The following is a 23,358-nucleotide window of genomic DNA, read 5'->3' as shown; positions in this document are numbered from 1 at the left end:
CCTAAAGTTAGGGTAAGCGGGGGAGAATGATGACTTCATCAAACAGTGCTTCAAATGTGTCGACGAGTCTTGTAAATGCTGCGATTGAGAAACATTGGCAGCGGAATACAGGGCTGTTTTTAGCCGCTCAGAATTTTTTCTTATTCGGTTCTTCATCGGTCTTTTTTGCGATTTTATGGTACATTGCACTCAAAACGTCATCTGGAACATGGATGATGTTGGCCACGCTCGCGCAAAGTTTGCCACAAATTTTAGTGTCACTATGGGCTGGTGTGTGGGCTGACCGGTCTAACCGCCGGAACCTGCTTATGTGGGCAACGGGGATGGTTACCGTTGTGACGTTGGGCATTGCTCTGATGTTTTATTTTGGCTGGCGTGATTTATGGCTCTTGCTACTAATCGCCGCTGTTCGTTCGATGGGAACGGGGGTGGAGATGCCTGTCGGCAATGCGTTGTTACCGCAATTGACGCCGCGTAAACAGTTAACGCGTATGAATGGACTGAACCAGCTGATCAATGCCGTATTATTGCTTATCACACCGATTGTTTCTGGTTTGATTTTAGGAAAACTCGGGATTATCTTTATTTTTATCGTGGATGTGGTGACGGCCGGAGTTGGGCTGTTATTACTGGCACTAATCAAGGTTGATCCAGTTGTACTTGATCAGCAAAAGGCAACGGCTGGTGCGGTTACGTCGACGTTGAGCCAAATTGGCGGTGGGCTGAAATTCACCTTCAATCACAGTTTTATGCGCTGGTTTATGATCCTCATTGCGTTAGCGTTTATCATGGTGGCGCCCAGTTCGCAGTTATCAACATTATTTGTTAAACAAACATTTGGTAGCCGAGTGATGTTATTGACGCTTAACGAGTTGCTGTGGACGGCAGGCGCCACCATTGGCGGCATTTGGATCAGTAGCCATCAACAGATTAATCATAAAGTACCTGTTATTGCAGTGGCACTGGCCGTTAGTGGAGTAGCGTTCTTTGCGATGGGCATTCCAGAACCGTTTGCGGTCTATTTGTTCTTTATGTTCATCAGTGGCATTGCGATGCCAATTATTCAGGCGACGAGCAATATATTGATTCAAGAAACCGTGCCGTCAAACATGATGGGCCGCGTCTTTTCCATCTTTCAGATTGTTTCGACTGGGATTTATCCGATTGCAATGTTGTTCTTTGGTCCATTAGCGGATGTGGTGGCAATCAAGTGGTTATTTATGATTACGGGCATCTTGCTGGTTGGGATTGCTTGGTGGTTTAACCACACTTTAGCTAGTCGTGAGCAAACGCCAATCAAGTAAAAGATTGCGGCAGTGCTGGTGAGTGACAAATGTGCGCAAGTTAACCGGTTTTAATTGGGTTTTCCTTGTCATTCACGGGCTTACTTGCGATAATAGGACTATTGAAATGAATTTGTGGAGGCAGTCATGAGTGAAGAAAAGTCTAACGGCAACATTAAGTTGTTTTCACTGAACACCAATCGGCCGTTGGCAGAAAAAATCGCAGCGTCTATTAATATTCCGCTGAGTCCAACTACCATCAGTACGTTTGCTGATGGTGAAATTGCGATTACCATTGATGAAAGCGTTCGTGGGGATGAAGTTTATGTCATCCAATCCGTTAGTGATCCCGTGAACAGTTCGTTCATGCAAGTGATGATTATGGTTGATGCGTTGCGGCGTGCTAGTGCCGGTGAAATCAATGTGGTGCTGCCTTACTATGGGTATGCACGGGCAGATCGCAAAGCGCGTCCCCGCGAACCAATTACAGCCAAGTTAGTGGCCAACTTTCTTCAAATTGACGGTGTCGACCGTGTGTTGACGTTAGATTTGCACGCTGATCAAGTTCAGGGGTTCTTCAACATTCCCGTTGATCATCTGTTGGGTGCACCGTTGTTGGCTAAGTACTTTTACACCAACGACTTACTGGATAATATTGTTGTGGTTGCCCCTGATCACGCTGGTGTTTCACGGGCCCGTAACTTTGCTGAGTTATTAAAGGCACCGATTGCAATCATTGATAATCGGTCAGAGGATGAATTTGATCCGGAGCCAGATTCAGTGATCGGTGACGTAAAGGGCAAAACAGCCGTTATTATTGATGACATGATTGATACAGCGGATCGCATGACAGTCTCGGCAGATATTCTTAAATCCAGTGGGGCAAAGGATGTGTATGCGGTAGCGACTCATGCTGTCTTTTCTGGTCGTGCAGCTGAATCATTGGAACAATCAAAGTTAACTAAGGTGATTGTTACGGATTCGATTGCAGTCCCCGCTGAAAAGCAGTTTGATAAGTTGGCCGTCATTTCGGTAGCTGATTTAATTGGTGAAGCTATTTTACGGATTCACAACAATCAGCCGGTCGATGAATTGTTTATTAGCAAGCAAAATCCGGATGTTAAATTAAGATAGACCAATTGATATCTTTTTAAAATAAATCAAAAAATCGTGATATTCGAACAGAATTCACGATTTTTTTGTATCTACAAAAGAGGGGCAATGACACTCATTCTAAAGATAGATTATGCATTAATTTAACAAACAAATTCTTACTTTAACTTATATACCATTAACAAAAAGCGGCGCCAACCCCGCGCCGCAAGCAAGACAAGTTCGTTTTTGCCTGCATTTTACGTTAAAATAAGGCCTGTAAGCATAGATTGAGAGGAGCTAATTGATATGTATCAAGCAAACGAAGAACGGTATGCCAACATGCCCGTTCGCCGGGTTGCTGACACTGGCTTTATGTTGCCAGCGGTCAGTTTTGGACTATGGCGGAATCTAGGAGACGAACAACCTTACGCAAATAGTCGTGAGGTAATGTTGAAGGCGTTTGACAACGGCATTTTCAGTTTCGATAACGCGTCAAATTATGGTCCTAGCAACGGGAGTGCCGAAGAGACGTTCGGTAAAGTTTACGAACAGGATCTGAAGCCATACCGTAATGAATTGGTCATAACGACCAAGGCAGGCTTTCATATGTGGCCTGGACCATACGGCGAATTTTCATCTCGTAAGACATTGATGAATGCATTGGAGTTGTCATTAACCCGAATGCACTTGGATTATGTCGATGTCTTTTATATGCACCGCTTCGACCCACACACCTCACTGGAAGAACAAGTTGAGACGTTGGACCTGATGGTTAAGCAGGGTAAGGCTTTATACGTTGGTGTGTCAAACTTCACTGCAGATCAAACGGCAGCAATCACTAAGTTGTTCAAGGAACACCACACGCCATTTGTTGTTAACCAAAGCAGTTACAACATGATTAATCGTGCTGTTGAGGACGACGGTTTGCTAAACGTACTGAAGGAAAACAAACTAGGATTGGTGGCATACGGACCACTAGCAGAAGGTCTGCTAACTGATCGTTATCTACAGGGGATCCCCGAAGATATGCCAATTCACTGGAGCAATAAGCTGTCTTTGAAACAAGGTACCGACAAAGTGGTTAGCAAGTTAAATGATCTGAACAGCTTGGCGTCCGACCGTGGACAAACTTTGGCACAGATGGCTTTGGCCTGGTTATTACATGATGATGTGGTCACAAGTGTGGTCATTGGTGCCTCACATGTTGACCACTTGTTGGGCAACATCAAGGCAGTTAACAATCTGACCTTCACGACAGATGAGCTTGAACGAATTGAAAGTATCTTAAATCGTTAAAGGGATTCCACACGCTTTCATTCGTGAATATAAAAATAATTATGAGAACGGCGTGGCGAATCTCATTATTTTCTTACAATAATCGTTGACAAGCGATTTTTTGTGCGGTAATCTAATAACAATTTCACATGACCGAAAAACAATTTGAATAGGAAAGTAGTTTTAACAAAACTGTACAGAAAGCCTGCGTATGCTGAGAGCGGGTGAGTCAAGTTAGGATGAAAATGGCCTGCGATTGGTATCGTCGAACCGGCAACTGCTGTCGGTAAGGTGATAATGACTTGGCGCCCATTACCGCGCACACCGCTACTTAGGAATTCTAGACCCTTTCTAGGTGTCGGTTGATGAGGAACTGAATGTAAATTCAGTTCGAACTAGAATGGTAACGCGATAAGCTCGCTTCTAATTTTTATTAGAGGCGGGCTTTTTTCGTTGCCAGAGTTCAGCTTTGTCAGTGAGCGGTTGTGTGAAGTCGGCAAATTAAAAATGAGTCGATATTAATGACCATGTAAATGGATGAAAAAAGGGGTAAATTAACATGAATAAAAGAATTCGTCGTATTTTGTTAGGGACTGCATCTATACTTGCATTAGGTTTGGTATTAGCAGGTTGTGGCAAGTCTAGTTCGGCTAAGACGACAACAGTTAAAGTTGGTATTGTCGGCACCGACGATGAAAAGATCTGGAAGCCAATTGCTCAGGATGTTAAGAAGAAGGGCATTAACTTAAAAATTGTGACCTTCACTGATTACACCCAGCCCAACCAAGCGTTGAATGATAAGCAGATTGACCTTAACGCCTTTCAGCATTATTACTTCCTTGACCAGTGGAACAAGGCGCACAAAGCAGATTTGACACCGATTGGTAAAACAGCCGTTGCACCACTTGGATTATTCTCAAAAAAGCTTAAGAAGGTTTCTGAGTTTAAGAAGGGTGATCAGATTGTGATCCCTAACGATGCAACTAATGAAGGCCGTGCCTTAAACTTATTAAAGAACGCCGGTTTGATTAAACTAGACAATGCTAAGTTACCAACGCCTAAGGATGTTACCTCAAATCCAAAGCATTTGAAGATTACGGCGGTGGCTGCTGACCAAACACCACGTTCGCTCGATTCCGCCACGGCTGCAGTTGTTAACAATACTTACGCTGTTGACGCTAAGTTGAACATCAAACACGCCGTTTATGCAGAAAAAATCGACAAGAATGTTAAACCTTACATCAACATTATCGTGTCCCGTAAGGCTGACAAGAACAAGAAAGCTGTCAAAGAAATTGTTAAGGCTTATCAAACCAAGAAGATTGCTGATATCATCAACAAGGACTTTAAAGGTACTGAAAAGCCAGCATGGAATTTGGACATTAAATAATTTCCTTTGTATTATTTAGACAAACATGAACTGGTTTCTCAGTTCACGTTTGCATACATAGAACATTTTTAGTTAACCGTATTGAATTCGAATTAGGAAAGGAACAACCATTATGGCAGCAAACGCACCGATTATTGATTTAAAGGGCATTGATGTAACGTTTAAAGAGGCTGACCGCACTGTGCGGGCCGTTAAAAATGTTGATCTGGAAGTCGCCAAGGGTGACATTTACGGGATCGTTGGCTATTCTGGCGCGGGTAAAAGTACACTCGTGCGGGTAATTAACCAATTACAACGGCAAACATCTGGCAAGGTGACCGTTAGCGGTCAGAATATGGGTGCCTTAAAGGGAAAGGCGCTGCGCCAAGCACGAACAAAGATTGGCATGATCTTCCAGCACTTCAACCTGATGAATGAGCGGACCATCGGTGACAACGTCATGTTTCCACTATTGTTGGGTTCTAAATTGAGTCGGCATGACAAGCAGGCTAAGGTAGATGAACTCTTGGACTTAGTTGGCCTATCCGAAAAGAAAAATGATTATCCAGCCCAGTTATCTGGTGGTCAAAAACAGCGGGTGGCAATCGCCCGGGCATTGGCAAATGATCCGGAAATTTTGATCTCTGACGAAGCGACGTCAGCGCTAGACCCTAAAACGACATCATCAATTCTTGATTTGTTGAAAAACTTGAATGAAAAGTTAGGATTGACGGTTGTGTTGATTACCCACGAAATGCAGGCAGTTAAATCCATCTGTAACAAGGTGGCCGTTATGCAGAGCGGAGAAATCGTTGAACGAGGCGACTTGCTGACGATATTCTCCAAACCAACTCAGCAATTGACAAAAGAATTTATCGAAACGTCTTCTCAGATTGATGCTGCCTTGGCGAACGTTGTTGCCCAGCCAAGTATCCAGCACTTACAAGCAAACGAGAGGTTGGTCGTACTGTCCTATGCGGGTGCATCGACTGATGATCCCTTGATAGCGCAACTGTATGAGCAATTTAAAGTTACACCAAATATTTTGTTTGGAAACGTCGAGATTCTACAAAATACGCCAGTTGGTAATTTGGGCTTGGTGTTAAGTGGAGAAGGCGATGCTGTAGATAAGGCATTGGCTTACGTAAAGGAGCAGGGCGTGACTGTTCGGCAAATCAATGTCGCGGAATATCAGGCAGAACTCGCACGCAAGGCTGCTGAAGCAGACACCAACGCCGAAGGGGAGGCATAAGCATGACAACTATTTTAGCAACGGATTTTTGGACCTCCATTATGCCAAACGTTGTGGCTAACAAGGATGTCTTCATCCAATCAACGTGGGAAACAATATACATGACGCTGGTCTCCGGAATAATTGCCGGCATTCTTGGAATTATTATCGGTATTGCGTTAGTAGTTACAGCACCAGGTGGCATTCTGGCAAACCGGACGACATACTGGATTTTGGATAAACTGGTAAATATCTTCCGGTCCATTCCCTTTATCATCTTATTAGCCGTTATCGCGCCATTCACGCGGTTGCTCGTGGGGACCTCAATTGGTACTACCGCAGCCTTGGTGCCTTTGACAATCGGTACCGCACCATTTTATGCACGTCAGGTTCAAAATGCCTTAGTCGATGTTGACCGTGGCATTATTGAAGCTGCGGAAGCAGTCGGTGCTTCACCAATGCAAATTATTTTCCGTGTTTATTTACGTGAAGCGCTGCCTGATTTAATTCGGACATCGGTTGTTACCGTTATTAGTTTGATCGGACTTACTGCAATGGCTGGTGCCATTGGTGGTGGTGGCCTTGGGAATACTGCGATTAGCATCGGGTATGACCGTTTTGAAAATGACATCACCATCATGGCGATGATTATCATTTTAGCCATCGTCTTTATTATCCAAATATTGGGTGATTTGTGGGCCCGTAAAACTGACCACCGTTAATTTGAATTTTACGAACAAATGGCAGTGATTTCGTTACGACTTTGGGTGCACAATGCGAAATGGCCTCGTCATTCAAAGTCTTGGGCGCAATCCTCGTTTTTGAAAGCATTCTATTTCCCAGTTCGGGGGATAGGATGTTTTTTTGTTTAGCCTTCTTCGCAAAATGATGCGGATATGACATTAACTAATTTTTGTTGATGAATGGGGCGCAACTGTTGGTCAGTCATGATGCGAGTGTTAGACTGAACACAGATAGTGTAATGAACGTGAATCAAAATTTTGTAAAGATAGGGGTGATGACATGAATTGGAATTCCACCCGTCGGTCCTTTGACTGGTATAGTTTCATTCTTGGCGTGTTATTTATCATTGCAGCAGGGATTGCTTTTGTGGATCCGGCATCGAGTTTAATGGCATTGGTAGCCATTTTTGGGGCCGTTGCATTACTCAGAGGTATTTATGAGGTATGGTTCCATGATGACGTTCGACGGCTTCTGGGGCGTTCTCCTGTGTGGTTGTTGCTTATGGGGATTTTAGACATTGTAATTGGTGCATTTTTAATCTTTCATCTTGGTATTGGAATGCGTTTGTTACCAATTTTCTTTGCAATATGGTTCATTGTTGATTCATTGACCGGTTTGATTACGTCAGGGTTAATGCGTTCGTTTGACAAACGGTATTTCTGGATCAGCATCGGATTAGATGTACTCGGTCTTATCGTTGGCATTTTATTGTTACTAAAGCCAGTTGTAGCTGCACTAACCCTAGCTACACTAATTGGCATCTACTTCTTCATTGAGGGAGTTCTTCACATTATGCGGGCTTTCTAGAATAAATTAGCGCAATAAAGGGGACCTTGGGTAATGAAGCAAACAGAGACAAACGCTCCGGTTCATAATCGGGGCCTCGTATGGTTGATTAGCGCCATTGTCGCTGCTGTTGTGATTGCAGTTGCGGCGGTTGGTGGTACTGTGTTGTATAAAAATATGACAACAACGAATTATGAATTGGTTGATGCCGCCCAACCGTTGACGTATAAGGGCAAAACGGTCACGGCACACGGGGTAGCTTCGTTCTCACACAAGCAGGCGACTATTACTTCAATGAGTTTTGGCCGTTCTGCAGTGGTGGTAACGGTGGCTCATTATCAGTTTGATAGTAGCAATAAGAAAAAGGCTAAGCCTAACAATATTGCATTAGCTATCTATCAGCTACCACTTGCTGATTTTGAACGCACATATGCTAAGCAATTGGCGACCAACAAGCAGGACAATGTGACTGCGATTAATCAGACGATGAAAGTTGTCAAACCGCAGGCCGGCGTTTACATCGATCATTTGCAGGCTAGTGATCAAAAGCGACTTAATATCGATGCAACGAGTAGCCAAGCGACGTATCAAAAATTGGAAGATGCGTATGCGAGTGCGAGTCGTAAAGTAAAAACACACACACACTTTACGCCAACTAAACGGGTGTACCAGCGAGCCCATAAATTGAATGCTGGCCAAACTAAACAATTTACAAAACTGGCTGATGCCGTTAAATATATGCAAGAAAAAACTGCCCAATAATTAAATTGAGCAGTTTTTTGCGCAGCTAGGAACAAATTGTTATGATTTTGTAATTTCTTGTTTCGAAAACGGTAGACACCTTGATTACATCGGATTCTCTATATTGTCAGGAACATCGTAAGGGCCGTATAGGCATTAGATTACTTAAATTTTTCTGAAATTTGCACAAATGTTTGCGATAATAGTACTCGATAATCGGTTAAGGGGATGGCAATTTATATGCGCATTATGCCAGATTGTCATCGAAACTTTGAAATGAGGGACGAATAACGTATGAGTACACAGCATCAATCTGCACCAAGTGGGGGAAAACGTTACATCAGTAAAATTAAAATCGCTGCATTAGCGGTGATGGTCAGTTTAATGACCATCAGCGTTGTGAGCCAACCTGCGAAGGCGGAAGCACATCATCATTCAGTCGCAAAGGTGGCCACCAAAAAACAGAGTAGCAAAACACAGGCTACATTTTGGCAAGATCTTGGTTATCAAGGCTCTTACAAACGGCAGAGTACACTAGGCAAAAAGCAGATGCTGAATAATACGCTGTTAGTTGTCTTTACGAAAGACCATCAATTTAGGCAGCGTGTGACCACTTCGTTAAGTATGAACGGTATTCAAGAACAAGTGACAGATGGGCAAATAACACAAAAGGGCAATGTGTTAACCTTGGTACCGAAGTCGACGGCAACTGCTGTTTATAAGACTGAAGCGGACTACAAGAAACATGCAGCATCCAACTATCACCGCAGCGGTGAGGCCTTTAAGAGCCAACTGATCTTTGCGAAAGATGGGCAGCCTTTGCAATACCGAGTTGATGTAAAACACAAGCGGTTGACTGGATTGAAGAATAAAGCGACCGTTTCAATGAAACAGTCGTCGGCGAATACCTTAGCAACAGCTCAAGATTATATTAAGCCGATTGAAAATCATTAGTCGTTTAGACTAGCTTTATTGCAGTGTTAGCGGTTACAATTATCTGTGAAGGAGTTGTTTAACATGGCAAAAAGTGAACACAAGAAAGTACAAAGTGAGGATGACATCATAAAGGGGAAGGTCTACGACTACAAGCGTGTGCTTGTTGGTGTTGATGATTCTCCGGATGCACAACTAGCTTACCAGTACGCGGTCAAACAGGCGAAGGAAGATAAATCCGAGCTGGTGATTGTTAGTATCCTTGAAGAACAGGATGTTAATGTTTTTACCGCGTTAAGCAAGGAAATGTTGGATCAACAACGAAAGACGATTCAAGAACGATTAGATAAATATCGTCGGGTCGCCGAAAATTCAGGGGTTAAGTCTGTTAAAACATTGATCGCTGAAGGTGATCCTGGTGAAACAATCGTCAAGCAGGTAATTCCACAAGTTGATCCAGATCTTGTAATTGTCGGCTCGTTGTCTCGGCAAGGGGTTGCCAAGTACTTTGGTAGCCAGGCGGCTTATGTTGCCAAATATTCACCTGTGTCTGTGTTAGTGGTTCGCTAATTAAACTCAATTTTGTTTTGCTGTATCCCACAATGAGGTACAGCTTTTTTAGTTCTATTAATTGGTGGCGTTAATGTAAAGCCGTGAATTGCGCTTACGGTTGTCAATAGTGACACGCTCGTCGTGGGACCGGTTCGAGCCACCTAAAAACCGGCGTCTTTCATCTCGCCACACAGCCTCGGAAAAGCCGCGTCTGTGTGACCGTCCGTGGTGTAAATTCGGAAAACCACCTCATTAACACCACTTTCACGACTCGGTATCACTATTGACGCCCTTCAGCTCATATGGTGATTATCATTGCGCTTATAATAACTGAAAAATGTTGATGTACAAACTGTTTGCCATCAGTTTGTCATAAGAGTGGAGCTGACTAGAAATAGAGTTCCGTGTCGGCAACACTTGGCGGCGAGAACTTGGCCCCTTAGTGTTGCGGGATGACTTATGAGACGATGAGCTTTTCGGCTCATAATCAAGGTAGAAGACTCCAGGTTTTGGGAGGCTGAGACCGGTCCTCATGGAACGGCATTTCTGGTCAGCGCAACGGCAGTATGCTGTATGCTGATTTGACATACTCGAGGAAGTTAAATCAGTTTGATATAAGTGGTGAATTGTCAAACTAAGTGCAACGGTTTGTCAAAAAATACTTCATATGGGGTTTCATAGTTTAACACTTTGCGAGGACGTTGATTTAACTGCTTTTGCCGGATACCTCGAATTGTTTGATTTGGTCGTTAAACATATTCTACCCGGTATGGGTTTATTTTTTTACTTTGTGTTGCATTTCAATTGTAAATTCGCCGTAAAGAAAAAGGATGACACCCAAGAGGGCATCATCCGATAGAAAAAATTTATTAAATTAAGCTTTATCAACCGCGTGACCACCGAAACCGTTACGCAATGAAGAAACAACTTTACCAGTAAAGGTATCGTTTTCCATTGAACGGTAACGCATCAACAGAGACATAGCGATAACAGGGGTTGCTACTTGTTGGTTCATAGCTTCTTCAAGAGTCCATTTACCCTCACCAGATGAGTGCATAGTACCCTTGATGTTGTCTAACTTGGCATCGTTAGCAAAAGCGTCTTGAGCCAATTCCATCAGCCATGAACGAACAACTGAACCGCTGTTCCAAAGACGGGCAACGGATTCGTTATCGTAGTCAAACGCACTGTGTTCAAGCACATCGAAACCTTCACCGATAGCTTCCATCATACCGTATTCAATCCCGTTATGAACCATCTTGAGGTAGTGGCCTGAACCAGCTTTACCAGTGTAAAGGTAACCATCTTTTTGGGCGATACCTTCATACAAAGGTTCGAGTGTCTTAAAGGCAGCGGCATCGTTTCCACCAATCATGAAGTTACCATCGTGACGGGCACCAGATTGGCCACCAGAAGTACCACAGTCGAAGAACTTGATTCCTTTTTCTTCAGCCTTTTGAGCATCTGCAACAGAGTCCTTCCAGAAGGAGTTACCACCGTCGATGATGAAGTCACCTTCGTCAAGTAGGTCTAACAGTTGGTCAATCGTTGATTCAGTTGGCTTGCCGGCTGGAACCATAACCCATACGACTTTTGGTGATGGTAATTTAGCAACCATGTCAGCAAGTGAGTCGGCACCTTCAGCACCAGCGGTTACTGCTTGGTTAACAAAGTCCTTGTTTAAGTCAAAACCAACAACTTCGTTTTCATGATCCATCATGTTTTCTGCTAAGTTCAGACCCATTTTGCCTAAACCGATTAACCCTAATTTCATTAGAAAGCTCCTCTTTTAAAATAAATTGTCTGTTGCACATGTTGATTATATGAAAATCATTTACAAATATCAAGATAAATTTTTGAAAAAAGGTTTCAAACCGTTTTCGAAAAGTGCTTCAAATCCGTTTGTATCATAATTTTGCTTGCATTCAAAACTTATTAGCATTACGCTAAACCGAGATTGAAGACGTTTACATATCACTGACACATGGAGGTTACAACTAATGCTTATTCAGCAGGTTCACATCAATAATCAGAGCGATTTACAAGATGTTCGAATTGAAGACGGTGTTTTTAAAGCAATTGATCAGCATCTAACGCCTAAAGATAACGAGCAGGTGATTGACGCAACCGGCAAATTATTATTGCCACCATTGATTGACCCACATGTTCATTTGGACGCTACCCAAACGGCTGGAGATCCTGAATGGAATCAATCTGGTACATTATTTGATGGTATTCGCATTTGGTCGGAGCGAAAGAAAACGTTAACGATTGAAGATGTTAAGAAACGGGCAAAGGAAACCTTGCGCAAACAGATTGCCAACGGGATTCAGGTTGTGCGTTCACACGTCGATGTAACTGATCCTTCCTTCACTGCTTTAAAAGCACTCTTGGAAGTTAAAAAAGAGATGGCTGATGAGGTAGAACTGCAATTGGTTGCCTTTCCACAAGAAGGCATTTTGTCGTTTCCTCATGGTAGGCAGTTAATGGAAGGGGCCGTTAAGCTGGGGGCAGACGTCATTGGCGGCATTCCTCACTTCGAGTTCACTCGTGAATATGGGATCGAATCGTTACATTTTATTGGTGACTTAGCTCAAAAGTATGATCGCCTGATTGACGTTCACTGCGATGAAATCGACGATCCTGCATCTCGTCATTTGGAGACTTTGGCGACGATTGCATATGAAACAGGCCTGTCTGACCGGGTTACTGCTAGCCACACAACTGCACTAGGCTCTTACAATAATGCGTATGCCTATAAATTATTCCGTTTGCTACGAATGGCAGACATCAATATGATTGCAAACCCGCTTGTAAACACCAATCTAGGTGGGCGTTTTGATACTTATCCTAAACGTCGTGGGATGACGCGGGTCAAAGAACTTAACGAAGATGGTATTAATGTTGCTTTCGGTGAAGACGATGTTCGTGATCCATGGTATCCAATGGGGAATGGCAATATGCTCGATCCTGTTTCGATGGGCCTTCATGTTGGTCATTTAATGGGCTATGACGAGATTAATGGGTCATATCAATTTGTGACCAGCCATGCTGCTAAGGCGCTACACATTACGGACCATTACGGCATTGAGGTCGGCAAGCCTGGTAACTGCATTGTTTATAACAACAGTGATTTCTACAACGTACTTAATGAACATTCAGAAGTGTTGTATTCAATCCGTGGCGGTCGTGTCATTGCACAGACAACGCCTAAAGTTACTAAACTGAATTTTTAAGTTTGTGAATTTTGAAAGTGATGAATACAGCTATTAAATTCACAAACGGAATTTCCACTTGTGAAATAGACTGGCGTTTATCATTTGGAAACGTCATGTAAATACGATAGTGTCAAACAAAGGCAGCCTCAATAAAGAGACTGCCTTTTTATCACAAAATGTTTAATCATTTGTGAAAAGTGTGGTACGCTTGGATTATGATTTTTTCACAAGTGAGCGTATTTGCTGACCGGAAGATGGTCGCTACGTCACGGATTAATTAAGGAGATTATTCATGACTGAAGAAACTCGTTACGGCGCTGATGCCGTTGTTGAAAGTTTGATTAACCATAATGTGAAGTATGTTTTTGGTATTCCCGGTGCTAAGATTGACCGTTTATTTGAGCGTTTGGCTCATCCAACTGATCCGCAATCACCCAAGCTGGTCGTCGCACGACATGAACAAAACGCGGCCTTTATTGCGGCGGGGATTGGCCGACTTACAGGCGAACCAGGGGTAGTTGCAGTTACTTCAGGACCAGGTGCTAGCAATTTAGCAACTGGTTTAGTCACTGCAACAGCTGAAGGCGATCCCGTAGTTGCCATTGGTGGACAGGTTCCACGTAAGGACTTACTACGGTTGACTCACCAAAGTATGGCTAATGCGGCCTTGTTTAAGCCAATTACGAAATTTTCTGCGGAAATTCAAGATCCAGAAAATATTTCAGAAGTGTTGGCTAATGCGTTTGAATCTGCGACTGCCGGCAAACAAGGGGCGAGCTTTGTTTCTTTGCCACAGGATGTGGATGATGCTGAAGTTACCAGCCCAGCGTTAGAACCATTGCAGGCGCCCGTTTTGGGACCGGCAAGCCCTGCCGATATTAGTTTACTAGCTCAGGAAATTCGTAGTGCAAAATTGCCCGTTATTCTGGCTGGCATGCGGGCTTCTTCACCAGAAGTTACCAATGCGATTCGCCATCTCGTGACAGTTGCCAACATTCCTGTGGTTGAAACGTTCCAGGGCGCTGGAATTATTTCTCGCGATTTGGAAGCTGACCACTACTTTGGTCGTGTTGGGTTATTCCGGAATCAGCCAGGTGATCGTTTGCTAAAACAGGCTGATTTAGTGATTGCCATTGGTTATAATGCGGTTGAATACGAACCGCGTAATTGGAATGCTGAGAAGCAGGCCCGCATCGTAACGATCGATGCGACAGCAGTTCAGTTGGATCAACACTTCCAACCAGAGACACAGTTAGTGGGCGATATTGCCCAGACATTGGCCATCTTACAACCAGCAATCAAAGGGTATCAGCCCAGCGCTGCTGCCAAACAGACGTTAGCTGAATTTCATGAAGAATTAACGACGCGGGATCAAAACTTTGAAGCAAGTGATGAAGATGCCACTGTGCAGCCATTAGCGCTCGTGGCAGCTCTGCAGGATCACGTTACCGATGATATGACGGTGAGTGTTGATGTGGGGAGCCATTATATTTGGATGGCACGTCATTTCCGCAGTTATGAACCGCGTCATCTTTTGTTCAGCAATGGGATGCAAACATTAGGTGTTGCCTTACCATGGGCAATCGCTGCGGCACTGGTACGGCCAAATCATCAAGCCGTTTCTGTTTCAGGTGACGCCGGTTTCTTATTCTCCGGTCAGGAGTTAGAAACTGCAGTTCGCTTAGGACTTAACATTGTGCACATTATCTGGAATGACGGTCACTATGATATGGTGAAGTTCCAGGAAGAAATGAAATATGGTGTAGATGCGGCGGTTGATTTTGGTCACGTTGACTATGTTAAGTACGCTGAGGCCTTTGGTGCAACGGGATTACGGGTTAACAATCCAACTGATCTGAACAAAGTGTTGGACCAAGCCTTTGCGACAAAGGGACCGGTAATTGTTGATGTGCCCGTTGATTACTCACATAATCAAGAGCTTGGCAAAACACTGTTGCCAGATCAATTTTAGAAAATATCGATAGCACAAAGGGAGTTTAGGTTAATGACAGATACGGAAACGTTATATCAGCACGGAACCTTGGCACTGTTAGTTCCGGGGCTGTTCGAAGGCACAATCACAACGAAAGAGCTGCTAAACCATGGTGATACAGGCATTGGCACACTAGCCGGTCTGGATGGTGAAGTAGTCATTGTTGACGGACAGGCCTTTCAAGCTGCAGCTGATGGTTCGGTCAACACGGTCAATGGTGATGCGACGATGCCATTCGCTTCAGTCCATACGTTTGATAATCAATTGCCTAAGACGCCATTGGCGGCCATGACGATGTCAGCATTTACGAGCTGGTTACAAACGACAGCTGGTTTGAAAAATGCCTTTGCGGGCATTGTGATGACTGGTATCTTTAACCGAGTACACGTACGGGTGGCACCTAAGCAAACCAAACCGTATCCACCACTGACGACGGCGACTGCCGCTCAGCCGGAATTTACGCGAGAAGATGTTCAGGGAACTGTTGTCGGTTATTTTGCCCCAGCATTGTATGCGGGTGCGACTGTCGGCGGATTTCACTTGCATTTCATCAGTGACGACCATCAATTTGCCGGTCACCTGCTTGATTTCACCGTCATGACAGGCGAGGTGACTGCGCAAGTATTACCAAACTTGATGTTACATTTGCCGACAGATAATGCTGACTTTATGAAAGCTGACATCGAATTATCCGGTTTAAATGATGCTATCAATGAAGCAGAAAAATAGTGCTTTTAGAATTTGTTGAAGAAAAGCGACGCTGAATTCCCACTTTCATGGGTAATTCAACGTCGCTTTGTTTGCTCTAGAATAGCTTTTAAAATCTTGAAGCTAAAAGGTCGATGGAGTGAAGTTGTGGCGAAACAGAGTTCCGTGTCGGCAACACTTAATGGGGCGGTTTTACCCATTTAGTGTTGCGGGATGACTTATGAGACGTGGTTTTCGGCTCATAATCAAGGTTGAAAACCGCGTTTTAAGCGGGTTGAGACCGGTCCTCAGGGAACGGCGTTTCGCAACAACGTACCGGCATTTAACGGCATTATGGCATTATCAAGTTCCTTAATGAAATGAAGCTAAACGTCCAGTGAGCCGGAGAGTAATTGATCGATGACATTAAGAACCCCTTCATCATTGTTAGAGTCTGTCCGATGTGGTGCGTTTGCCAGCACATCAGCATGAGCATTGGCCATGGCATACCCGTGCGGTGTCATCGTTAACATATCGAGATCATTCTCATTATCACCAAACGTCATGATCTCATCATTTTGAATACTGTAACGTTCTTGTAAATGCTGTAAACCAGTTTCTTTTGATACTCCGGAAACACCAATATCTTCAGTGTTAAAGCCAGAATTCATGGCAGATAAACCAGGTTGAAGTTGATTGATCATTTCTGGAATCACTGCCTCGGTGTTAACCGTTTGATCGAAACTAACAGCGATTTTAACTAGTTGATCATCCAGAGTCGCAGGATCGACATCAAAAAGGTGGTCCAAACGAACCAGTGAATTATAGTATCGTTTGATCAATTGGAAAATTGGTTCTGGCGTTTCGCTATCCACGTACGCGCGGTTAACGCCAGATAATGTCGTAAGTGCCGTCGGCTGTGGGTAATGCTGTTTCAGTACCGCCAAGGTTTGATTGACTAACTGATGAGGGATTTCACTGGCAAATAATAATGCATCGCGAGCATGTACAATTGCGCCATTATCTGAGATGAAATCCATTTGATCTTTGAAAGGTAGAAACTGATCAACAAGTCGTTGAAATTGTGAACCGCTGGCCGCGGCAAAATGAATGCCCTTTGCACTTAACTGGCGGAATTGTTGTGCAAATCGAGCACGATTGTAGTCATTTTCGTCATTTAGAAAGGTGCCGTCCATGTCAACGGCAATGAGCTTGATGGTCAAATTGGAAAACTCCTATTCAATAAGATATTGTAAGATACAAAGCTAACTTAGATATTCAGTGGCAATTTGCTTGTATACATCAATCAAGTGCAAATAATCGCTTAAATCGACATATTCATTAACCCGGTGAGCAATGTCCCATCGACCGGGTCCGAGGACAATAATGGGGAATTTGTTATCCGCTTTAGTATATTCAGAAGCATCCGTAGCACCGTGAATCACGGATAATTCTGCTGGCCGTTTTGTCGCTTTCGCTAAGGCATCACTGGCAATCTTAACCAGTGAAGATTCACGATCTGAGATAACAGGGAAGAAACTGAAATCGACAGTCAGTTTTAACTGAACGCCGGGTTCCTGATTGAGTTTATCGATAATTTGTTGCAGTCGGTCAATTATTTTGGTGTTGTCAAATTCTGGAATAGGCCGAATGTTACCCTCTAAGTGTGCTTGACCAGGAATTGAATTGACCTGATCACCGCCGTTGATGACAGTGACAGAATGGACAACTGGGCCCAGAACGTCACTGGTTGGTGCATCGTCAAATGCATGGTTTTCTTCATTAATAAACTTGACTAGATTGGTAATGGCATTGATGCCTTTTTCGGGCATGGAAGAATGAACGGATTTGCCAATTGAATCGACAGAATAATCAATGGAACCGTTATGAGCAAAAATAATTTGATCACTGGTTGGTTCGCCAACAATCATGGCGTCTACGTGATCGACATAGCCTGCCTGCGTTAACATTCGTGAACCAGGGGCACCATACTCTTCGCCAACAGTAGCTAGAAATTGTAGTTTACCAGTTTTGGGTAATCCAGCATCATGCAGGTCGATCAGAGTGGTTACCATAGCAGCGAGACCGCTCTTCATATCTGCCGCACCGCGACCAAAAAGTTGACCATTCTCAACGTGGGCTGCCAACGGCGGGAAACGCCAATCGTCATGTTCGTCAGCTGCTACAGTATCCTGATGACCCGTCAACATTAACGTTTTGCCGGGTTTACCCGAGTCTAGTTCAGCAAAAAGATTTGTTCTGCCATCCTGATAAGGGATTTTTTTCGCTGTAATGCCGTGCTGACCGAGTTCAGTGATGATCCTGTCTGACATGGCTTCTTCATGACCATTGCGTGAATCAATTTTGATGAAATCTGTCAATAACGTTAATACTTGTTTTTCTTCCATAGATTCTCAAACCACCTTTTCTAAACCGATTACATCCTTTATAGCACTTATTTCGACTAAAAGTGGCGGTTTGTGTAAAAAAGCTAATTTACGCTTATTCGCCCTGTTTGACGATCTTGAAATTGCAACTTGATGCGGAAAACGAAAATGACTGAAAATCATTGTGGCTTTTTTCATGAGAATTGTGCAAACGTCTGTGCCGTCATAGACCAATTTTACACATTCCTTGATATATAAGCGATTAATCAAGAACCAATTTTGATAATTGATGAGAGAAAAAACGGGTTTTAATTATTTTCTCATAATATATTGGTTGTCGAGCTAATTGTGAACAGGTATGGTGTGAAGCGTAGACCAATCGACATAAACATGTACTAAAGGCCTATATACTTAGATTGAAAAGGTGATACCAATGGACGAAACAAGAATTAATCAATTAGGTGTAGAACTTTATGCTGACGGTGCAGATATTGACCAAATGGTCGATGCCTACAAATCAGGTTTAGTGACTGGTTTTACAACCAATCCTTCTTTAATGAAGGCTGCCGGAGTTACGGACTACATTGAGTTTGCACATCAAGCTGTTGCTAGTATTCCTGATTTACCAATTTCATTTGAAGTATTCAGTGATGATTTTGGCGATATGGAAGAAGAAGCACATATTATCAGTCATTTTGGAACACACGTGTATGTGAAAATTCCGGTCATGAATTCTTTAGGTGAATCAAGCATTCCGTTGATTCACAAATTGTCTCATGATGGCATTAAGGTTAACGCAACTGCTATTTTTACGGAAGAGCAAGTTCGTCATGTACGCGATGCTCTTGATGAAACAACAGGTGGGATTGTTTCAGTCTTTGCGGGCCGGATTGCTGATACTGGTGTGGATCCGCGACCATTAATGTCGAAATATGCTGATATTGTTCACTTTAAGCCTAACTTGAAACTGTTGTGGGCAAGTCAGCGGGAAGTTTACAACATTATGCAGGCGGCACAAACGCACACAGACATTATTACTTGCACGCCAGATTCATTGAAGAAGTTGACGTTATTGGGCAAGCCATTGGCTGAGTATTCATTAGACACAGTCAAACGCTTCAAAGCCGACAGCCAGGCACTGGGCTTTAAGATCTTGACTAAGTAGCCACCGACTTATGACTGTCATTAATTTTTATTGCAACACACGATTTTTGAGAAAATAACACGACAAAACGGTCATCACTATCTCTGGGAAAGATAGTGATGACCGTTTTGTGTCCATTAAGTTGCAGCTTTAAAAGAATTCAGGAAAATGAGTCTGAAGCTTGGCTGCCAAACGTTCACGGTGTTTGTAAAGAGTCGGCCTGGAAACATGAAGTGACTTAGCGGCCCGACTAATGGTCATTTCTTCATCAAGCAAAAGGCTTAGCAACTTTTTTTCTGTCGGTGTGCAAGTCGCGATTAATCGGTTTATAAAATCATGGGTTTCCATGTCAATCGCTGTTGCCTCCGTGTTTTGGAGTTGGTTGACTACAGTATCACTGAGTTCACTTTGATGGCTTAATCGACGTGTACTAGCGCGCAACCAGTCTAAAAGCCGCCAGTAGAGCCGTTGGTAAGCATAGCGACGTAAGGCGTCGGCATCCTGTTCTCCGAAGGCATTCACATAGTCTTTAAATACCGCCACGTAGATGAGGCGACCCTCAGAAACAGCATCGTCAAAATTTGGATCCCCAGGGCGTACGTTGAGACGTTTTAGAACGCCATACAGAACCCGGCTGTTACTTTCGTGTGTGATAAAGGCGAAGGCTTGTTGTGTTAATTGTTCATCTTCATTATGAATGGGCATATATTTTCCTCATTTAATTTTGATCGTTGCCTTGTACACAGGCATAGTCAAAACGATTATTTTTTTGTCGAAGGCCGTTGACGTAAAGGAGAATAACGTGCTGGTGAACAATACACCATGCTGTAAATTCGAACTGAGGGATGGCAAACAAAACATGTGAAATCGCTTTAAAATTTGGGCTAGACCAATATATTCGAGATTGGTATCTAAATCCGTTTAATTAATCTACGATTGCTAGTCTGATAGGAATTAACGGTATGAAAGATTGTAAATTTACTAAACGGATATAAAGCGCTTAATCGTCGTTGTGAAAATATTTTCTAAAATATTGTGGACAAATGTTCACGGCTCTTGATATACTGATGTCAGACAAATGAAAGGGGTTTCATAAAATGACATTAACTGTTGCACAACTCGCAAAATACATGGATCACACAATGCTTAAACCAGAAGCAACTTCTGCAATGATTGATAAAACTGTTGCGGAGGCTCGCGAATACAACACTGCTTTCGTATGTATCAATCCGTACTGGGTTGCTCGTGTTCACAAAGGACTTGAGGGAACAGACATTGCTACTTGTACTGTAATTGGGTTCCCACTGGGAGCTTCAACGACCGCAACAAAAGTTTTTGAAACCAACGGTGCCATTGATAACGGTGCCGACGAAATTGACATGGTTATCAATATTGGCGAATTAAAATCTAATCATGATGAAGCTGTGTTGGCAGACATTAAAGCTGTAGCGGAGGCTACTCATGCCAAGGGTAAATTGCTTAAGGTGATTATTGAAAATGCATTATTAACGGATGAAGAAAAACGGCGGGCTTCCGAGCTGACCGTTAAGGGTGGCGCTGATTTTGTTAAAACCTCGACTGGATTTTCCACTTCTGGCGCTAAGGCCGAAGATGTTCGTTTAATGCGTGAGGCAGTTGGTCCTGACTTTAAGATTAAGGCAGCCGGTGGCATGCACAGCTTGAAGGATGCGTTAGCAATGATCGACGCAGGTGCCAATCGTTTAGGTGTCTCTGCATCAGTTGCAATTCTTGAAGAAGCAAAGGCACAAACGGCAACAGTTTAACAAGATGCATTTTCAACAAAAATGTAAGCGCTTGCTAAACGAAAAAGGTTAAGTGATTTTAGATAACTGCTCATTAATATGAGCGTAAGCGAGACAGGAAAGGACTTTCAAAAATCATGGCATACAAACGAATTTTTGCAATTGTAATGGATTCAGTCGGTATTGGGGAGGCACCAGACGCAGCGGACTTCGATGATGTGGGCGCTGATACACTTGGACATGTTGGCGCGTTTTATGCGGGAGACTTGGCACTGCCAAATTTAGGTAAGTTGGGACTTAGCAACATTCGTCCCGATAAGCCGATTCAGGGTGTACCAGTCGCTGATCAAGCCATTGGTGCGTTTGGCAAAATGCGTGAAGTTTCTGCTGGTAAAGATAGTATGGACGGTCATTGGGAAATGATGGGGCTGCCTGTTAGAAAGCCTTTGTCGACTTTTCCAAACGGATTCCCAGAAGAAATCATTAAAAAGCTGGAAGATTTCTCTGGCCGCCATGTAATTGTCAACAAGCCTTATTCGGGAACTGACGTTATTCACGATTACGGTGAACAACAGATGAAGACCGGCGAATTGATCGTTTACACATCTGGAGATTCGGTGCTTCAAATTGCCGCCCATGAAGATGTTATTTCTGTTAAAGAACTGTACAAAATTTGTGAATATGCGCGTTCACTAGTTAATGGACCAGAATGGACAATTGGCCGGATTATTGCGCGTCCTTACGTTGGCCCGGACAAGGATCACTTTACTCGGACGGCTAACCGTCACGACTTCAGTCTAGAACCAATTGGTGAAACGGACATGGACCGCTTAAAGGCGGATGGACTTGATGTGATTGGTGTTGGGAAAATTAATGACATTTTCTCTGGCCATGGCATTACCAAGGGCTACCACAATGAAAGCAACATGGACGGAATGGATCATGTGGATGAAGTTATGGCTAGCGACTTCCATGGTTTCTGCTTTACGAACTTGGTCGATTTTGACGCAATGTATGGTCACCGCCGTAATCCAAAGGGATTTGGTCAGGCCTTAATGGATTTTGACCAACGGTTGACCAAGGTATTGGCAAACTTAAAGGATGATGATTTGCTCATGATCACAGCTGATCACGGTAACGATCCTGGCTACCGTGGTACAGATCATACACGTGAATTCGTCCCGTTGTTGGCATACTCTCCATCTCTGAAGCACGCTAATCAGTCATTGGGCATTCGTCCAATGTTTGCTGATATGGGCGCGACAGTATTGGAAAACTTTGGTGTGCAAGGGAATAGTGAAGGCACCAGTTTCTTGAGTGAAGTCAGCAATGGCGAAACGGTAAAATAAACCTTTCGAATGAGGAGGATGCACAATGAGTACACATATCGGTGCCAACATGGGTGATTACGCTGATACAGTTTTGCTGCCTGGAGATCCACTGCGGGCAAAGTATATCGCTGAAAATTTTTTGACCAACGTTAAACAGGTGAATTCGGTTCGAAATGCTTTTGGCTACACGGGTGAATATAAAGGCCACCGTGTTTCCGTTCAAGGGTCAGGGATGGGAATTCCATCCATGTCCATTTACATTAATGAATTAGTTAAATTCTTCGGTGTGAAAACAATCATTCGGGTCGGTTCATGTGGCGGCATGGCGCCGGATGTCCATTTACGGGATGTGCTGTTGGCATCAGGCTCAACAACTGACTCTGCTGTAACTGCGAATACATTTGGACCAAGCATCCATTATGCACCGCTAGCTAACTTTGAACTGCTGGATACAGCTTTTCATGAAGCTCAGAAGATGGGTATTACGCCCAAAGTAGGCGACATTTTTGCTGCAGACCGTTTCTATAATGATGAACTAGACATGAAGAAGTTGGCTGATTATGGCGTTATTGGCACCGAAATGGAATCAGCAGGGTTATACTTGTTGGGTGCCAAACTTCACTTCCGTGCACTGTCTGTGTTGACGGTCAGTGACTTAATTTTTGGCGAAGAAAAAACCACGGCGGAGGAACGCGAAAAAACGTTCAACGACATGATTAACATTTCGTTAGCGACAGCGATTGCTGGTAAGTAACGCAACATTGAGTTTGAAATGTTTAGGAAGACATTGGTTAATCAATAAAGGGCGAATGGTTCGGCGATTTGC

The 23,358-nt window shown here is 43.5% G+C and carries 21 protein-coding genes; 17 read left to right on the top strand and 4 right to left on the bottom strand.

Translation table 11 applies throughout. The features are described from left to right. Positions 1 to 29 precede the first annotated feature (29 nt). From GB992_RS01570 to GB992_RS01525, 10 genes are all read left to right on the top strand, one after another. Entirely contained in the window at positions 30 to 1,304 is a 1,275-nt protein-coding gene (locus GB992_RS01570) for an MFS transporter (RefSeq protein WP_161000993.1), read from the top strand. Between the two features lie 126 nt (positions 1,305 to 1,430). After that, positions 1,431 to 2,417 carry a ribose-phosphate diphosphokinase gene (locus GB992_RS01565; protein ID WP_161000947.1) on the top strand — a complete coding sequence of 329 codons (987 nt, stop codon included), beginning with the start codon at positions 1,431 to 1,433 and terminating at the stop codon, positions 2,415 to 2,417. Between the two features lie 267 nt (positions 2,418 to 2,684). Continuing rightward, positions 2,685 to 3,674, top strand: coding sequence for an aldo/keto reductase (locus GB992_RS01560; RefSeq protein ID WP_017262837.1), 990 nt, complete (start codon positions 2,685 to 2,687; stop codon positions 3,672 to 3,674). A gap of 550 nt (positions 3,675 to 4,224) precedes the next feature. After that, complete coding sequence (locus tag GB992_RS01555) at positions 4,225 to 5,043, top strand: MetQ/NlpA family ABC transporter substrate-binding protein (protein WP_431188823.1); 819 nt, start codon at positions 4,225 to 4,227, stop codon at positions 5,041 to 5,043. Between the two features lie 112 nt (positions 5,044 to 5,155). After that, positions 5,156 to 6,274 (top strand): methionine ABC transporter ATP-binding protein, encoded by a 1,119-nt coding sequence (locus GB992_RS01550; RefSeq protein ID WP_017262839.1) that lies wholly within the window; start codon positions 5,156 to 5,158, stop codon positions 6,272 to 6,274. Positions 6,275 to 6,276: 2 nt separating this feature from the next. After that, positions 6,277 to 6,975, top strand: a complete 699-nt coding sequence (locus GB992_RS01545; protein WP_017262840.1) for a methionine ABC transporter permease — start codon at positions 6,277 to 6,279, stop codon at positions 6,973 to 6,975. Between the two features lie 301 nt (positions 6,976 to 7,276). After that, a complete protein-coding gene (locus GB992_RS01540) occupies positions 7,277 to 7,804 on the top strand; it encodes an HdeD family acid-resistance protein (RefSeq protein ID WP_161000945.1) in 528 nt (175 codons plus the stop codon). Positions 7,805 to 7,837: 33 nt separating this feature from the next. Then, positions 7,838 to 8,545, top strand: coding sequence for a hypothetical protein (locus GB992_RS01535; protein ID WP_161000944.1), 708 nt, complete (start codon positions 7,838 to 7,840; stop codon positions 8,543 to 8,545). Between the two features lie 273 nt (positions 8,546 to 8,818). Continuing rightward, the gene (locus GB992_RS01530) at positions 8,819 to 9,478 is read left to right on the top strand and encodes a hypothetical protein (protein ID WP_161000943.1); all 660 of its coding nucleotides are present in this window, start codon (positions 8,819 to 8,821) and stop codon (positions 9,476 to 9,478) included. 63 nt (positions 9,479 to 9,541) lie between these two features. Next, entirely contained in the window at positions 9,542 to 10,027 is a 486-nt protein-coding gene (locus tag GB992_RS01525) for a universal stress protein (protein ID WP_162855586.1), read from the top strand. A gap of 856 nt (positions 10,028 to 10,883) precedes the next feature. Here the strand turns inward: GB992_RS01525 and gnd are convergent. Continuing rightward, the gene (gene gnd, locus GB992_RS01520) at positions 10,884 to 11,783 is read right to left on the bottom strand and encodes a phosphogluconate dehydrogenase (NAD(+)-dependent, decarboxylating) (RefSeq protein ID WP_161000942.1); all 900 of its coding nucleotides are present in this window, start codon (positions 11,781 to 11,783) and stop codon (positions 10,884 to 10,886) included. Between the two features lie 226 nt (positions 11,784 to 12,009). Here gnd and codA point away from each other — a divergent pair, with 226 nt between their 5' ends. The 3 genes from codA to budA all read left to right on the top strand — a co-directional run bounded on the left by codA (position 12,010) and on the right by budA (position 15,949). Next, positions 12,010 to 13,245: a cytosine deaminase gene (gene codA / locus GB992_RS01515; RefSeq protein WP_161000941.1), complete on the top strand. Its 1,236-nt coding sequence runs from the start codon at positions 12,010 to 12,012 to the stop codon at positions 13,243 to 13,245. A 274-nt stretch (positions 13,246 to 13,519) separates the two neighbouring features. Further along, positions 13,520 to 15,199, top strand: coding sequence for an acetolactate synthase AlsS (alsS, locus tag GB992_RS01510; RefSeq protein WP_161000940.1), 1,680 nt, complete (start codon positions 13,520 to 13,522; stop codon positions 15,197 to 15,199). A 33-nt stretch (positions 15,200 to 15,232) separates the two neighbouring features. Beyond that, on the top strand, positions 15,233 to 15,949 hold the full coding sequence (gene budA / locus GB992_RS01505) for an acetolactate decarboxylase (protein ID WP_161000939.1): 717 nt from the start codon (positions 15,233 to 15,235) through the stop codon (positions 15,947 to 15,949). Positions 15,950 to 16,293: 344 nt separating this feature from the next. On the opposite strand, the gene GB992_RS01500 is transcribed toward budA, so the two are convergent. After that, positions 16,294 to 17,130 (bottom strand): Cof-type HAD-IIB family hydrolase, encoded by an 837-nt coding sequence (locus GB992_RS01500; protein WP_161000938.1) that lies wholly within the window; start codon positions 17,128 to 17,130, stop codon positions 16,294 to 16,296. Between the two features lie 42 nt (positions 17,131 to 17,172). Then, positions 17,173 to 18,315 carry an ArgE/DapE family deacylase gene (locus GB992_RS01495; protein ID WP_161000937.1) on the bottom strand — a complete coding sequence of 381 codons (1,143 nt, stop codon included), beginning with the start codon at positions 18,313 to 18,315 and terminating at the stop codon, positions 17,173 to 17,175. A 412-nt stretch (positions 18,316 to 18,727) separates the two neighbouring features. Between GB992_RS01495 and GB992_RS01490 the strand changes: the two genes are divergently transcribed. Further along, positions 18,728 to 19,459: a transaldolase gene (locus tag GB992_RS01490; RefSeq protein WP_161000936.1), complete on the top strand. Its 732-nt coding sequence runs from the start codon at positions 18,728 to 18,730 to the stop codon at positions 19,457 to 19,459. Between the two features lie 129 nt (positions 19,460 to 19,588). Here the strand turns inward: GB992_RS01490 and GB992_RS01485 are convergent, their stop codons facing one another. Further along, on the bottom strand, positions 19,589 to 20,143 hold the full coding sequence (locus tag GB992_RS01485; protein ID WP_161000935.1) for a sigma-70 family RNA polymerase sigma factor: 555 nt from the start codon (positions 20,141 to 20,143) through the stop codon (positions 19,589 to 19,591). Positions 20,144 to 20,535: 392 nt separating this feature from the next. On the opposite strand from GB992_RS01485, the gene deoC reads away from it, so the two are divergent. The 3 genes from deoC to deoD all read left to right on the top strand — a co-directional run bounded on the left by deoC (position 20,536) and on the right by deoD (position 23,286). After that, a complete protein-coding gene (gene deoC / locus GB992_RS01480; RefSeq protein ID WP_161000934.1) occupies positions 20,536 to 21,222 on the top strand; it encodes a deoxyribose-phosphate aldolase in 687 nt (228 codons plus the stop codon). 116 nt (positions 21,223 to 21,338) lie between these two features. Then, complete coding sequence (locus tag GB992_RS01475) at positions 21,339 to 22,550, top strand: phosphopentomutase (protein WP_161000933.1); 1,212 nt, start codon at positions 21,339 to 21,341, stop codon at positions 22,548 to 22,550. Between the two features lie 25 nt (positions 22,551 to 22,575). After that, positions 22,576 to 23,286 carry a purine-nucleoside phosphorylase gene (gene deoD, locus GB992_RS01470; RefSeq protein WP_161000932.1) on the top strand — a complete coding sequence of 237 codons (711 nt, stop codon included), beginning with the start codon at positions 22,576 to 22,578 and terminating at the stop codon, positions 23,284 to 23,286. Positions 23,287 to 23,358: the final 72 nt, after the last annotated feature.

This window comes from Furfurilactobacillus milii (assembly GCF_009863985.1).
GTDB lineage: Bacteria > Bacillota > Bacilli > Lactobacillales > Lactobacillaceae > Furfurilactobacillus > Furfurilactobacillus milii_A.
The sequence above is the reverse complement of the archived record's forward strand: the minus strand, read 5'-3'. Positions and strand labels throughout refer to the sequence as shown.

Coding starts and splice junctions, on each gene's coding strand:
- GB992_RS01565 (WP_161000947.1), top strand. CDS start 1,431: ATGAGTGAAGAAAAGTCTAACGGCAACATTAAGTTGTTTTCACTGAAC.
- GB992_RS01490 (WP_161000936.1), top strand. CDS start 18,728: ATGGACGAAACAAGAATTAATCAATTAGGTGTAGAACTTTATGCTGAC.
- GB992_RS01475 (WP_161000933.1), top strand. CDS start 21,339: ATGGCATACAAACGAATTTTTGCAATTGTAATGGATTCAGTCGGTATT.
- GB992_RS01525 (WP_162855586.1), top strand. CDS start 9,542: ATGGCAAAAAGTGAACACAAGAAAGTACAAAGTGAGGATGACATCATA.
- deoD (WP_161000932.1), top strand. CDS start 22,576: ATGAGTACACATATCGGTGCCAACATGGGTGATTACGCTGATACAGTT.
- GB992_RS01540 (WP_161000945.1), top strand. CDS start 7,277: ATGAATTGGAATTCCACCCGTCGGTCCTTTGACTGGTATAGTTTCATT.
- GB992_RS01550 (WP_017262839.1), top strand. CDS start 5,156: ATGGCAGCAAACGCACCGATTATTGATTTAAAGGGCATTGATGTAACG.
- budA (WP_161000939.1), top strand. CDS start 15,233: ATGACAGATACGGAAACGTTATATCAGCACGGAACCTTGGCACTGTTA.
- codA (WP_161000941.1), top strand. CDS start 12,010: ATGCTTATTCAGCAGGTTCACATCAATAATCAGAGCGATTTACAAGAT.
- alsS (WP_161000940.1), top strand. CDS start 13,520: ATGACTGAAGAAACTCGTTACGGCGCTGATGCCGTTGTTGAAAGTTTG.
- GB992_RS01570 (WP_161000993.1), top strand. CDS start 30: ATGACTTCATCAAACAGTGCTTCAAATGTGTCGACGAGTCTTGTAAAT.
- deoC (WP_161000934.1), top strand. CDS start 20,536: ATGACATTAACTGTTGCACAACTCGCAAAATACATGGATCACACAATG.
- gnd (WP_161000942.1), bottom strand. CDS start 11,783: ATGAAATTAGGGTTAATCGGTTTAGGCAAAATGGGTCTGAACTTAGCA.
- GB992_RS01545 (WP_017262840.1), top strand. CDS start 6,277: ATGACAACTATTTTAGCAACGGATTTTTGGACCTCCATTATGCCAAAC.
- GB992_RS01560 (WP_017262837.1), top strand. CDS start 2,685: ATGTATCAAGCAAACGAAGAACGGTATGCCAACATGCCCGTTCGCCGG.
- GB992_RS01495 (WP_161000937.1), bottom strand. CDS start 18,315: ATGGAAGAAAAACAAGTATTAACGTTATTGACAGATTTCATCAAAATT.
- GB992_RS01530 (WP_161000943.1), top strand. CDS start 8,819: ATGAGTACACAGCATCAATCTGCACCAAGTGGGGGAAAACGTTACATC.
- GB992_RS01485 (WP_161000935.1), bottom strand. CDS start 20,143: ATGCCCATTCATAATGAAGATGAACAATTAACACAACAAGCCTTCGCC.
- GB992_RS01535 (WP_161000944.1), top strand. CDS start 7,838: ATGAAGCAAACAGAGACAAACGCTCCGGTTCATAATCGGGGCCTCGTA.